This is a genomic window from Belliella calami, assembly GCF_022549695.1.
In the GTDB taxonomy this organism is placed as follows: domain Bacteria; phylum Bacteroidota; class Bacteroidia; order Cytophagales; family Cyclobacteriaceae; genus Belliella; species Belliella calami.
Genome location: NZ_JAKZGS010000002.1, coordinates 75661 through 88520 on the forward strand (window position 1 = coordinate 75661; position 12860 = coordinate 88520).

Here is a 12860-nt window from a genome sequence, read left to right on the forward strand (position 1 = left end):
TTTTTCTATCTACTTCCGAAAACTCTATCTCTTTCAAAAGTTTCCATATGACGATGTTTTTTACTTTCGTAAATGTCATCAATTGTAATTAAAATCCCTGTTTCTTCCACTGCTCCAAATTCATCATTTAGCGCTGTCCCAAAAGTTTTCATAGTCGGCGACAAATTCATGTATGTATTGATTAATGGCGGAATATTCTCTTTTGCTGCCCTAATTCTTGAGTTTAGAAGCTTATATCCATCTTTATAATTCAGCCCTTTGAATGCATCCATCACTTCCCCCATATCAGTTTCATACGTGAGTTTAAGGCTTGGCTGTGGACTTACCAAATGATCATTGTCAGGGAAATAATGGTTCATGAAGTATAGCAAAAGATCTCTCGCTCCTCGATTGTAATGTGGATACATCGTCACTTTTCCGAAAAGGTACTTGACATCAGGGTGCAGCATAACAACAGCTCCCAAGCCATCCCAAAGATTATCCAATGAGAAAAGACCTTTTCTATTGTCTATGCTTGGTTGATATTTTGGTTGAACAAAAGATCTACCTAGCTCAATTGTATTGGGAATATAGTCATCAATAAAGGTCTGTGAAAACTCGAAAAGGTGCGCGGTAGAAAGATTAATTAGCCCTTGATGATCAAAATTTGCGTTTTTACAATAAATAAGCCTATATCCAGCAACAATCTCCTCTTCTTCTGGATTCCAAGTAATCAATTGTTGATAGCAGTTTTCACATGTATCGTTTTCATCAATATCCAATGGTTGCCCTGTGCCTCCTCCTGCTCCTCTGAAGGTAAGTTCCCTCAATCTACCGATTTCCCGAATTACATTTGGCGCAACGTGGTAATCAATCAAATAAATATGATTGTTTCCATTGTTTGTATATCGTAAAAAACGATCTGGTATCAATTCACTTTTTATGAGTTCTTTATCAACCGCTGGTATTATTGCTTGCATATAAATACTTTTTTAGGCCATTTGGTAAACTAAATTCTTTACCTCCTCTGCCCACTCCTTTTCACTTTTCGATCTATCAAAATATCCGTAAGATATTGGTTTTCCTACATGAATCACTACACTTTTTCCTCTTTGTGAGAACATTTCGTCTGCAAGATATAACATTTCAACATTAGACTGTATGCCGAGTATTTTTCTATATTTGGCTAAGTTATAAAAGAATTTTGAATTCTTTCCTTCTATGTATACTGGTACAACATCTTTTTTATAACGCTTTGATTTGCTTATAAAGCTTTTTTTCCATTCGAGATCTTTGATTCCCTTTTCTTGCTTTCTAGATACTAAGCCAGCAGGAAAAACCAATATAGCATTTTCACTGGCATAAGTATCTTCTATCAACTTGGTAACTTCTCGGCTATTAGATCCATGCTTATTGACAGGTATAAACATAGGTTCAAAATTTTTGATATTGGTTAAAATATCATTGACTAAAAATCGAATATCTGTCCTATATTTTCCAAGAGCATACATAAAAGCAATCCCATCCATTCCTCCCAACGGATGATTGGAAGCAAAAATCACCGATCTGTCTAAAGGTATATTTTCTGCTCCTGTCAGAGTGACTTCCACTCCAAATTCCTCTATCAATCCATTTACAAAATCCATCCCTTGCAAATGGCCATGTTTAGACATGATCTGATTGATATCATCTTCATGTACAATCCTTTTGATATAGCTTAGCGCAAAATTAGGCAGCCATTTGTGAAGGTTTGCGTTTTTATCCTTTAGAACTTTTTCTACATCAATAAAAGGTTCCTTATTTTTCACTTTTTAGAATTGAATTTTACCTGTGGTTTCTTCTTTTAGTTTCTCTTAAGAATTTGATATTCAAAACGCTCGATTTTTATATCAGATAGAAGTTTCTATTTTTCATTAAATATCAAATTTTCAAAAGCCTAAAAATACAAAATTTTACATAAAGATTATGTTTTATTTAACTTTACGAAATTTCGTTTTAATAAAAATAAAACAACATTCTTGGCTTTCATGAGTTTAACTCACAAAAGATATAAACATGAACTTAGCAATCACAGGAGCAACCTCAGGTATTGGAGAGCAAGCATTGAAAGCCCTATTGAAAAATTTTGATCAAATTTTTATCCTTGCAAGAAATGAATCTAAAGGAAATGCTTTAATCAAAAGCTTTTCAGAAATTGATCAGAAAAAGTGCATCTTCATAAAACTCAACCTTGCAGATATGGATTCTGTGGTAAAAGCTGCAAACTTCATCATATCAAAAACTGACCAATTGGATGTGTTGATCAATAATGCAGGTGGAATTTTCAAAGAAAAAGAAATAACAAAGGATGGCTTCGAAATGAGTATTTCTGCAAATCACTTAGGTCATTTCCTTTTGACAAATAAATTGATGCCACTACTTCTAAGAAGCAAAATAGCAAAAGTGATCAATGTGAGTTCTGAAGCACACAGAATGGCCAAAGTTGATTTTAGTGACCTGAATTACCAAAAAAATAGCTTTAGCTCCTTTGGATCTTATGCCAATGTAAAACTTTTCAACATTCTTTTTTCAAAATCATTGGTAGAGAAATTTGGCTCCCGAGGATTGAAATCCTATGCGCTGCATCCAGGCGTGGTGAAAACAAATTTTGCAAAAGAATCAGCCGGTGTTTTTTCTTTCCTGTGGAAGCTGGCAAGTCCCTTTATGATTACTGCTGAGCAAGGAGCTCTTACAACGATCTATTTGGCCAAAACAGATATTGAAGCAAAACATAATGGTGCTTATTTCAAAAAATCCAAACCTACAACACCATCCAAATCTGCCAATTCCAAAAACATGCGTGAGAAACTTTGGTTGAAAAGTGAAGAATTACTTAAAGAATGGCTGTAATTTGAATCCCTTAATTTTCTCTACATTCTTTGCAATCCAAAATTTTAGCAAATTACTCGCCTTTAGATGATAGAAAAAACTATTGAAAATTAATGACCATTACAGATTCATTGCATTTTTATTTGAATTTCACAGCCATTAAAGTTATATGTTTACTTTTGCATTATGAAGGAAACAATTTTGTCTTTGACTCCTCAAAACTGGGAGGATTATGAACTGATAGATACGGGCGGATTTGAAAAACTAGAACGCTTTGGTGAGTTTATTTTAAGCAGACCTGAACCTCAAGCGATTTGGGATAAAAGTCTGGAAGAAAATGAATGGAAATCTATGGCACATGCTATTTTTTCCAAAGAGAAAAACAATCCAGAAAAAGGTCATTGGAACGAACTGAAAAAAATCCCGCATAACTGGCAGATAAGCTACAAGAACCAAGACAACCTAAAACTAAGGTTAAATTTGGCGATGACTTCATTTAAACATATCGGTTTGTTTCCAGAGCAGGCTGTAAACTGGGATTACATTACCGACACAGTCAAGAAACTTCCAATCAAACAACCAAAAATTTTAAATCTTTTTGCCTATACAGGAGCTGCTTCGGTGGCGGCTAGAGGTACTGGAGCCGAAGTCACACACCTTGATTCTGTCAAGCAAGTGGTCACTTGGTCCAAGCACAATATGGAATCTTCAGGCTTGGAAGGAATCCGATGGATCGTAGATGATGCCATGAAATTCATCAAAAGAGAAGTAAGAAGGGGCAATAAATATCACGGGATCATACTTGACCCTCCAGCTTACGGAAGGGGTCCTGATGGTGAAAAATGGATTTTGGAAGAACAAATCAATGAAATGCTGAAACTTTGTGCAGAGCTTTTGGAACCGGAACATCACTTTCTCATTCTAAACATGTATTCTCTCAGCTTTAGCTCGATCATCGCTGCAAACTTGGTGAATTGCAATTTTAAAGAAGTCAACAATGCCGAACATGGTGAATTGTATCTAGTAGATAGATTTGAGAAAAAGCTTCCTTTGGGAATATTCTTTAGATTCAGAAAGCTTTAAATATTATATGAGTATCAGCATTGTTGCAGGTAGGGTAACAAGTAGCTTTGTAAGTTGCGGATACTCATCAGCAGACAACAGTTCACAGTCAACAGAACCAAAAATCGTTCACCTGATTATATGTTGTTTGGCTACTTGCAGGTAAGTGGATAGTTATTTTAAATATTCTTAGTATCAAGTAAAATACCCTATGAACAATAGACAATTATTTCTTTCCCATTTAGCCCAGACCACAGACTTCCCATTATTGATTGAAATTGAGAAAGCTGAAGGGATATACATGTACGGTCCAAATGGCGAAAGATATGTTGATTTGATTTCGGGGATTGGTGTCAGCAATGTTGGTCATAGGCATCCAAAAGTTTTGACCGCGATTCAAGAGCAATTGGATAAATACCTTCACTTGATGGTTTATGGCGAATATGTCCAAAGTCCACAAGCATCGTTAGCCAAAGCCCTATGTGGTACCTTGCCACCTCATCTTGATAATGTGTACTTAGTAAACAGCGGCAGTGAGGCAGTAGAAGGTGCTCTGAAACTCGCGAAACGCTTCACAAACAAAAGAGAAATCATTTCATGTGTTGATGCTTACCACGGATCTTCCCAAGGAGCACTATCGGTTGGAGGAAATGAAATTTTTAAAAGGTCATACAGGCCCCTCCTACCTGGAATTAAAAATATTGTGTATGGATCTTTTCATCAACTTGCTGAAATCACAGAAAACACTGCGGCAGTAATCATTGAAACGATTCAGGGAGAAGCTGGGATCAAAGTAGCTTGTATGGAATATTTCAAAGCATTGAGAAAGCGTTGCGATGAAACGGGAACTTTGTTGATTTTGGATGAGATCCAAGCTGGTTTTGGAAGAACAGGGAAATTTTGGGCTTTTGAGCATTTTGGAATTGTTCCTGACATTTTGGTATGTGCAAAAGGAATGGGTGGTGGGATGCCAATAGGTGCATTCATTGCAAATAAAGAAGTGATGGGGGTTTTCAAAAACAATCCTTTGCTAGGCCATATTACTACTTTTGGTGGTCACCCTGTCAGTGCGGCAGCATCATTGGCAACAATCAAAATAATTCAAGAAGAAAGATTGATTGAAGATGTAGAAATTAAAGCTAATTTATTCAAAAAGCTCCTAGTACATCCAAAAATCAAAGGCATTAGAAACAAAGGTTTGATGATGGCTGTGGAGTTTGAATCTTTTGAGGTATTGAAACCAATTATTGACAGAGCAATTGAATTAGGTGTAATTACCGATTGGTTTTTGTTCTGTGATGATGCCATGCGGATAGCTCCACCGCTTATCATTACAGAGCAACAAATCAAAGAATCCTGTGCGACTATTCTAAAAGCAATAGAAGAAGCCTAGAATTACATTTATTTCAAATGCAAAAATGAATTATGAGTATCCGCAATGTTACACGTTGGATAAAAAGTAACTTTTGTAAGTTGCAGATACTCGTCAGCAGACAACAATTCACAGTCAACAGAACCAAGAATCATTCATCCGACAATCTATTGTTTGGCTACGTGCAAGAAAGGGGATAGTTATAAAATGAATTGATGAAATCGTGCCTGAGGCAGACAGGCATGAAACGTACACTTCTTACCGGTATGATTATCAATACCTTGACTTTCTTGCCTGTATATAAGAATCCCAGATGACTATTTAAAGACAAATCTTAAAAATATGAAAAAACTTCTCATTGCAGTGCTCTTTGTTTTTCTTTTCATCTTTTTTGGTACTATCGTAGGTTATCAAATCATCAAGCGACAAATGGCTCCAGAATATGATGGAGACAAAGAACTTCTTGACTTACAAGCCAATTCAGAGGTCTATTTCGATGATTTTGGCATTCCTCATATCTATGCTGAAAATGAAAGTGATGCTTACCTGACACTTGGATATATCCATGCACAAGATCGGCTTTTTCAGATGGAAATGATGCGAAGAGTTGGTTCGGGTACTTTGGCAGAGCTTCTTGGTGAGGATTTGGTGGATGTCGATAAATTTTTCAGAACCTTAGGCATTCCTAAACATGCCGAATGGAGCACAGAAGTTTGGAATCAAGAACATAACTCAAGTTCGAAATCAGCAACAGAAGCATATATAAAAGGTGTCAACCAATTTATTGAAAATGGGAAATTGCCTTTGGAATATTCATTATTGGGAGAAAAACCACGACCATTTACCATCAATGATGTACATAGTATAGTCGGATACATGTCATTTACATTTGCTATGGCGATGAAAACGGATCCGCTTGTCACCAAAATTTCTCGACAGCTTGGTCCTCAATATTTGGATGTATTGTCAGTTCATACATTGCCTGAACACCATGTTATCCCAAACAATTACCCTTATAGAAATCCCGAAACCAATGATATCAATTTTGATGAAACTTTGATTTCACTCCTTGATAAAATACCTGTTCCGCTTTTGGAAGGAAGCAACTCTTGGGTAATTGGTCCTACAAAAACAGCCTCAGGAGAAGTTCTATTTCTGAATGATACACACATAGGTTTTGCCCAACCTTCGGTTTGGTATGAAGCACATATCGAGTACCCAGATTTCAGTTTTTATGGAAATCATTTGGCAGGAGTTCCTTTTGGACTGGTGGGTCATACTAGAGAACATAGCATAGGTTTGACAATGTTTGAGAATGATGATCAGGATTTTTTCGAAGAAAAACTGAATCCTCAAAATCCTAATCAAGTACTTTATAAAGATTCATTTAATGATCTGAAAATCAAAAATGAAAAAATTTTAATTAAAGACAAAGAAGCGATTGATTTTGAAATAAAAGAATCAATTCATGGTCCTATCATGAATGATGTGATTCCGGAAATTGGTCGACTTACTGATAATCCTGTAGCATCTTGGTGGGTATATATCCAAGAACCAACTAAAGCTTTGGAAGCTATTTACAAAATGAATCATGCCAAAAGTATCCAAGAAGTAGAGGAAGCTGTAAGACTGATACATGCCCCTGGACTCAATGTGATGTATGGTGATAAAGCAGGAAATATAGCTTGGTGGGCAGCTGCCAAATTACCTATAAGACCCGAACAAGTCAATAGCAAATTGTTCCTTGATGGAAAGACCGATTTAGATGAACCAACCGGATGGATGCCTTTTGAGGAAAATCCTATGAGTGTTAATCCTACTTCGGGATTTGTAGCTTCGGCAAACAATCAGCCTGATACTTTATCCAATGGCACTTTCTTTCCTGGATACTATTACCCTGGAGACAGATGGAACAGAATCGCAAAAACTGTCAGCTCAAGGAATGACTGGACACAAGAGAATATCAAAAGCCTACAATTGGAAACAGTCAATGAAACACATCCTATAATCGCCAAAAGTATGATTGAAGCAATTAATGAATCAGCTTTCGGAGATTTTGAAAAAGTTAAACAGGCTTTGGTAAACTGGGACGGGAATCACGATTTGGAGAGTATTTCTCCTACAGTGTATTACAAATGGCTGTATCATACACTTCATGGAATGATGGCAGATGAATTAGGAGAAGCCGATTTTGAAAATTTTCTTAAGACCTTCCTTTATATCAGAAGTGTCCAAAATCTGGTTCAAACAGAGAATTCACCTTGGTGGGATAATACTTCTACCGAAAAAATTGAGCAAAGAAAAGAAATCATTCTGAATGCATTAGAAAAAACGCTTAAAGAGCTAGAAAGTCAGTTTGGAAAAAATATCAGTAATTGGCAATGGAAAAATGCAGTCAAATTAGAACATCCACATCCTCTGGGAGCAAAAAAACCATTGGATAGAATTTTCAATGTAAAAGCACCAGCTGTTTCAGCCAATGAAGAATCTATAAACAAATTGGCCTTTGACCTTAATGGAGAAGGTATTTATTATGTGAAATCAGGCCCTGCTATGCGGATAATTATAGATTTTGCAAATGTAGAAGCATCAGAATCAGTTTTACCTACTGGCCAAAGTGGGAACGTATTCAGTCCACACTACAGTGATCAAGCAGAGTTGTTTGCCACAGGGCAATATCGACCGCAGCTGATGAATGAATCACAAATTAAAAACAGTCCAAGTGGAATTCTTAGATTTAGCCCAAAAAGAAAATAAGGGAAACTTAAATCAGCTTCAATTGTTAATCACTAGAAGATTCCATTAAATCGATAAAATGAAAAAATACTATCCTATAGAAAAGTCCGAATCAGAATGGAAAGAAAAGCTTGATCCTGAAAGCTATAGAGTTTTGAGAGAAAAAGGAACTGAGCGTCCAAATACTGGCAAATACTATCTCAACAAAGAAACGGGAATATATCAATGCAGAGGTTGTGGAAATGAAATCTTTCATTCTTCGGCAAAGTATGACAGTGGTTGTGGCTGGCCTGCATTTACAGAACCAGTATCACCTGATGCTATAGATGTAAAAATGGACTATTCACACATGATGATTAGAGAAGAAATTCTTTGTGCCAAATGCGGTGGACACTTAGGTCATCGATTTCCCGATGGTCCAAAAGATCGTGGTGGAATTAGATATTGCATCAACTCGGTATCTATGGATTTCGAAAAGAAATAATAAATAGAACAAAAAGTTTTTTTTAATTAAAATAAGTATCTCATTACAAAACAAATAGAGCCATTCATCTCAATTGTTTTATAATAAAAAATTAAAGGAGAAAACTGAAAAAATAAACTTATTTTCAGCTTTCTCCTTTTCTACTTTACCACTCAAAAAGATATAGTGAGAAGTAATCTCGCACTAATCTTTGAGAGTTTTTTTAAACTTAATAAGAACACTTTCCTAAAAAATCGATCTCTGATAAATCTAAGTCTTCATCTCTCTGATTTGTATTGGCTGTGCAGAAAGCAAAAAGGACTAAAATCAAAATTGGAACGAAGTACTTAAATTTCCCCATATTTTATTCAATTGAATATTTTAATACTTCCGCTACTCGCTTTTCCGTGAACTGTAATATCACTTGAATTGTCTATTTCCAATCTTTTAGAACCACTTTGATCTCCCACTTTTACAGATCCACTATTCGCTACCAGTTCAAAGTTGAATTTGGAAAGATCTGAAGGGGTTTGGATTTTGATACTTCCAGAGCTTGATTTCAAGTTGGTCTCCTCTCCTAGTCCTGAGTTGGTAGCATTGATACTTCCAGAACTAACTGTCAAATCACCCAATCTACTAATTTGATCAAAACGCATGGAGCCAGAGTTTACTTTACCACTCACTGTTCCATCCACATCTTCAATCCTCAAACTCCCCGAAGATGCATTTGCATTGACATTTCCTTGGACTTCTTTCATTGTAATGCTACCTGAATTTACTTGAGCTTCAACATCTCCTACCAATCCATCCGCTTTGATACTGCCAGAAGAAGCTTTTAGATTCATCTTTTCTACATTCAAAGCCAGAGCTTTGATAGATCCTGAGTTCACCTGAAGATCAATACGCTCACTTTTTACATATTTCACATCTATGGAACCAGAGTTGTTGGTGAATTTCAATTTCACATCTTCTGGTCCTGTCAAGCTTATAAAACCGCCATTTGTTGTCCCAAAATTGAAGAAATTGACCGAATTTTGGTCACCTGTCACTTCGATGATTAACTTAGAACCAGATTTTCTAAAACTTAAATCAATATCACTGCTCTCTGATACTTCCAGATAAGAGTTTAGATTGACAACCGTTTCATTTTCACTACCTTCATAAGATACCTCGAGGTATTTGCCAGTAACCTCTATTTCCTTTATATCAGAAAATGTCTCATCATACTCGCGGGTAACTAGAGGACCTACCTCTTCACAGGAAGAAAAAAGTACTGCCAATCCAAAGACTAGCAGTATCAATTGGGATTTATTAAACATTGTCATTGTTGATTATTGGTGCTTGAAAATTACCATTGGACATCATCGATAAAGTTTCATGTGCTACCCGAATATTGTATTCGTAAGCCAAACTTTTATAATTGATCAAATCCACTATAGTACCAATCCAGCATAAACCAATTGTCAACAAATAGAGAATTCCCAAGCCAATTTGTCCAAGAATAAATCTGTGCAATCCTGCAAATCCAAAGAAACCAAGTAAACAAAGAATCAAAACCATTTGATTGTCTTTTCTTCTTGCTCTGTAAACCTGAGCAAAAAGATTTGCTTGGTCTTCATCCATATTCTTCAATAATCCCTGAATATACCCCAATTCCATTCCTTCCAATTCAGGAAGGTGTCTTAATACATTAGCCATAGTGTTTTGTTGTTTTGTTGTTTCTAATTAATTCAAATATTCGGTAAATAATCACTGCGAAAGCAAACATGGCCAATGGATGCATGGACCATGATTCCTGAAAATCCCCTCTTGACAAAAGACTCATTGCTCTACCCAATCCACAGCCTGGGCACCAAGATATTCCTAGGTTGTCCAAAGGACAAAGACTGAAATGATGAGCGTCGTATGGGTCTATCCTAAGAATGCCAATTAATGCGGCAATCCAAAAGATCAATTCAAGCGGCAGCTTCCTTGCAGATATTATAAACTTTTTCATTTGACAGGAAAAGTACGAAAAGAATGCCAACTGTAAAAAATGCATTTTTAAGCCAAATTCAAGGCTGTAAACAGATTTTTTTGATAAAATCGGACAAAAAGTGTACGGTTATGAACGTTTCATAACTGGAATATGAAGTTGAACTTCTTTTCCAAAGTCAATTTTTGATTTCGCTATGAAGAGTGACCTTATCTTATTGTAAGATGGGTTTTTACCAGATTGCCTGTAAAAACTTAAGTCTAACATTAATCCATACAAAGCTTTTGGAAGTTGAAATTCTTCATTGATACCTAAAGCTGACGAAGCTTCCTTTCCTATAAAGTATGCAATTATCGTTTCAATATAGCTCGTTAGGTTCTTGTCAGGAATACTGTCCTTATAATATTTAATCAATGAACCAATAAGAACCTTACCAGCCTCGGACTCCTTGAGTTGTCGTTTTCTGATGATTTTTTCAAGTTCAAATGATTCCTTAGAAGTATCAGGCCAATAGCCAATATTTATCCCCATATAATAGCCGATTATTTTCCAATAATGCAGAACAGCCTCCAATGTAACTTTACCTGGAAATCTCCCCATTTTTTCCATTCCCCTCATTACCATCAGGCTAAATGCACTATTGGTTCCTATCATATCTTCCTGATTGATTGGGATTCCCCATTCATTGTTCCAGTCTGTGGCATATTTTTTTACAAAATACCTACTGTAAGCATGAATCAATCTCACTTTGGCAAAAGTAATCAAAGCCTGACCATCTGAAAGAAAAGTGCCAGGTCGATAGGCATCAAGTAAGAAAAGTGCCGTTTCGGAAAGCCTCAACCCTACTTCATCAGTGATTCTTTTGGACCTGATCAGAACTTGTGCCCCATCCCCAAATGCATAACAAAATGGCAATGAATAGAAACCCAACATTGCCAAATACATATTTCCCTCTTTATTGAAAAAATCTTGGGAAATTTTCACTTTTTCATTTTCAATAAAATCTGGAGCTTCTGAATAAAACTCAATAAATCTTATTAATTCTTTCGGGAAATCCATGATATCATTATTATTGGGAAATACTGACCAAGAATTAATCAAAATTGCCCATTCTGGTGCGTCAATAAGGACAGGAATCAGAGCATCTGCCAAAGGATCACCCTGACTTCTTAGCGGCTCCATGTATTGATTTTGATATAATTTTAATTTATCCACTTACTTCTAACCTGCATTTTGTAATTTAGTTTTCTAATTCCACGAGTACTTATGCTAAAGAAAATTTGCCCTCTCCTATTATTATTTCTAATTGTATGTTTTAATTCCTTTTCACAAAATTCAACCGATATCATATCCATAGATGTGAAAAAATCAGGTGGTAAGATCCAATTGGTCAAAGGGAGTGAAAGAAAAATAACTGATAGAAAAGGTTACGATAATCAACCTAGTTTTATCAATGACAAACAGCTTGCTTTTTCTTCGGCTGACGATAAGGGAAATTTTGATATCATTATCTATAATTTTGAAAACAGCAAATTCACCAATCTTACCAAAACCCCAAACCAAAACGAGTATTCACCTAGAATCACAGATTGTGGATTGTATGTATCTGCTATCACAGTTGAAGAAGATGGGAAGCAGAGACTATGGCTTTATCCTATAAATTTCGGAGAACCAGAATTGTTATACGATGATATTCTTCCTGTAGGCTATTACGATTGGTATGACAACAAGGCTGCAATGTTTGTCCTTGGGAGTCCAAACACCTTGGTCTATCCATACAGCAAAGAGGAAATTGTTACAATTAACAGCAATATTGGACGAACTATTCGGCTGAGACCAAAATCAAGTGAAATGAGCTATGTAGAAAAAAATATTAGCCTTGACCAAAAGTCAAGTAATTCTTTTCAAATAAATGGATTCGATTTAGAAAAAAGGGAAAGCCTATCTTTTGGCAATACATTAGACGAAAATGAAGACTTTATATGGATAGACAAAAACTATCTACTCACTTCTAAGGGAAATGAATTGTTTGTAAGAAAGTTCAATGATCCTAATTGGAGAAAAATAGGAAACGTTGAAATTGGTGGTTACGGAAAAATAACTAGGTTGGACTATTCCAAAAAACTCGGAAAAATTGTGGTAGTTTTGGACCGGTTAGATCAATAATTTGGGCTTCAAACCTACACCCTTGGTCTGTGTCTCACAGACCAATCACTGTCTTCCCCTTGGTCTGTGTCTCACAGACCAATCACTGATTCCCCTTCGGTTTTTGTCTCACAGACCAATCACTGACTATTAGAATACATCCTCAAATAGCAAGCATTCCATAACGAATGTTAAATTGGATTTCCCTGATAGTTTGGATCAAATTTTGAAGTACTCTTGTAAAATCCCCAATAAAGTCC

12 protein-coding genes are annotated in these 12860 nt (G+C 36.0%); 6 read left to right on the forward strand and 6 right to left on the reverse strand.

All coding sequences use genetic code 11. The annotated features are described in order from the left end of the window. Positions 1–5: 5 nt before the first annotated feature. Together glsB and glsA are read right to left on the reverse strand one after the other, a co-directional pair. Positions 6–959 carry a glycine N(alpha)-acyltransferase GlsB gene (glsB, locus tag MM236_RS02710; protein ID WP_241273394.1) on the reverse strand — a complete coding sequence of 318 codons (954 nt, stop codon included), beginning with the start codon at positions 957–959 and terminating at the stop codon, positions 6–8. 12 nt (positions 960–971) lie between these two features. Next, a complete protein-coding gene (gene glsA / locus MM236_RS02715) occupies positions 972–1787 on the reverse strand; it encodes a lyso-glycine lipid O-acyltransferase GlsA (protein WP_241273395.1) in 816 nt (271 codons plus the stop codon). A gap of 247 nt (positions 1788–2034) precedes the next feature. Between glsA and MM236_RS02720 the strand changes: the two genes are divergently transcribed. From MM236_RS02720 to msrB, 5 genes are all read left to right on the forward strand, one after another. Beyond that, entirely contained in the window at positions 2035–2868 is an 834-nt protein-coding gene (locus MM236_RS02720) for an SDR family NAD(P)-dependent oxidoreductase (RefSeq protein WP_241273396.1), read from the forward strand. Positions 2869–3033: 165 nt separating this feature from the next. Further along, complete coding sequence (locus MM236_RS02725; protein WP_241273397.1) at positions 3034–3930, forward strand: class I SAM-dependent methyltransferase; 897 nt, start codon at positions 3034–3036, stop codon at positions 3928–3930. A 190-nt stretch (positions 3931–4120) separates the two neighbouring features. Continuing rightward, complete coding sequence (locus tag MM236_RS02730) at positions 4121–5302, forward strand: aspartate aminotransferase family protein (RefSeq protein ID WP_241273398.1); 1182 nt, start codon at positions 4121–4123, stop codon at positions 5300–5302. Between the two features lie 321 nt (positions 5303–5623). Further along, complete coding sequence (locus MM236_RS02735; RefSeq protein ID WP_241273399.1) at positions 5624–8038, forward strand: penicillin acylase family protein; 2415 nt, start codon at positions 5624–5626, stop codon at positions 8036–8038. 58 nt (positions 8039–8096) lie between these two features. Then, on the forward strand, positions 8097–8501 hold the full coding sequence (gene msrB / locus MM236_RS02740) for a peptide-methionine (R)-S-oxide reductase MsrB (RefSeq protein ID WP_241273400.1): 405 nt from the start codon (positions 8097–8099) through the stop codon (positions 8499–8501). Positions 8502–8848: 347 nt separating this feature from the next. Here msrB and MM236_RS02745 read toward each other — a convergent pair whose 3' ends face one another. The 4 genes from MM236_RS02745 to MM236_RS02760 all read right to left on the reverse strand — a co-directional run bounded on the left by MM236_RS02745 (position 8849) and on the right by MM236_RS02760 (position 11637). Further along, positions 8849–9799, reverse strand: a complete 951-nt coding sequence (locus MM236_RS02745) for a DUF4097 family beta strand repeat-containing protein (protein WP_241273401.1) — start codon at positions 9797–9799, stop codon at positions 8849–8851. Then, a complete protein-coding gene (locus MM236_RS02750) occupies positions 9792–10178 on the reverse strand; it encodes a TM2 domain-containing protein (RefSeq protein ID WP_241273402.1) in 387 nt (128 codons plus the stop codon). Before MM236_RS02750 ends, MM236_RS02745 begins: the two co-directional genes overlap by 8 nt. Next, complete coding sequence (locus tag MM236_RS02755) at positions 10171–10476, reverse strand: DUF2752 domain-containing protein (protein ID WP_241273403.1); 306 nt, start codon at positions 10474–10476, stop codon at positions 10171–10173. Before MM236_RS02755 ends, MM236_RS02750 begins: the two co-directional genes overlap by 8 nt. Before the next feature lie 108 nt (positions 10477–10584). Beyond that, the gene (locus tag MM236_RS02760) at positions 10585–11637 is read right to left on the reverse strand and encodes an oxygenase MpaB family protein (RefSeq protein ID WP_241273404.1); all 1053 of its coding nucleotides are present in this window, start codon (positions 11635–11637) and stop codon (positions 10585–10587) included. A 177-nt stretch (positions 11638–11814) separates the two neighbouring features. Here MM236_RS02760 and MM236_RS02765 point away from each other — a divergent pair, with 177 nt between their 5' ends. After that, on the forward strand, positions 11815–12621 hold the full coding sequence (locus tag MM236_RS02765) for a TolB family protein (RefSeq protein ID WP_241273405.1): 807 nt from the start codon (positions 11815–11817) through the stop codon (positions 12619–12621). The last annotated feature ends 239 nt before the right edge of the window (positions 12622–12860 follow it).

Coding starts and splice junctions, on each gene's coding strand:
- glsB (WP_241273394.1), bottom strand. CDS start 959: ATGCAAGCAATAATACCAGCGGTTGATAAAGAACTCATAAAAAGTGAA.
- MM236_RS02720 (WP_241273396.1), top strand. CDS start 2,035: ATGAACTTAGCAATCACAGGAGCAACCTCAGGTATTGGAGAGCAAGCA.
- MM236_RS02725 (WP_241273397.1), top strand. CDS start 3,034: ATGAAGGAAACAATTTTGTCTTTGACTCCTCAAAACTGGGAGGATTAT.
- MM236_RS02730 (WP_241273398.1), top strand. CDS start 4,121: ATGAACAATAGACAATTATTTCTTTCCCATTTAGCCCAGACCACAGAC.
- MM236_RS02735 (WP_241273399.1), top strand. CDS start 5,624: ATGAAAAAACTTCTCATTGCAGTGCTCTTTGTTTTTCTTTTCATCTTT.
- msrB (WP_241273400.1), top strand. CDS start 8,097: ATGAAAAAATACTATCCTATAGAAAAGTCCGAATCAGAATGGAAAGAA.
- MM236_RS02745 (WP_241273401.1), bottom strand. CDS start 9,799: ATGTTTAATAAATCCCAATTGATACTGCTAGTCTTTGGATTGGCAGTA.
- MM236_RS02750 (WP_241273402.1), bottom strand. CDS start 10,178: ATGGCTAATGTATTAAGACACCTTCCTGAATTGGAAGGAATGGAATTG.
- MM236_RS02755 (WP_241273403.1), bottom strand. CDS start 10,476: ATGAAAAAGTTTATAATATCTGCAAGGAAGCTGCCGCTTGAATTGATC.
- MM236_RS02760 (WP_241273404.1), bottom strand. CDS start 11,637: ATGGAGCCGCTAAGAAGTCAGGGTGATCCTTTGGCAGATGCTCTGATT.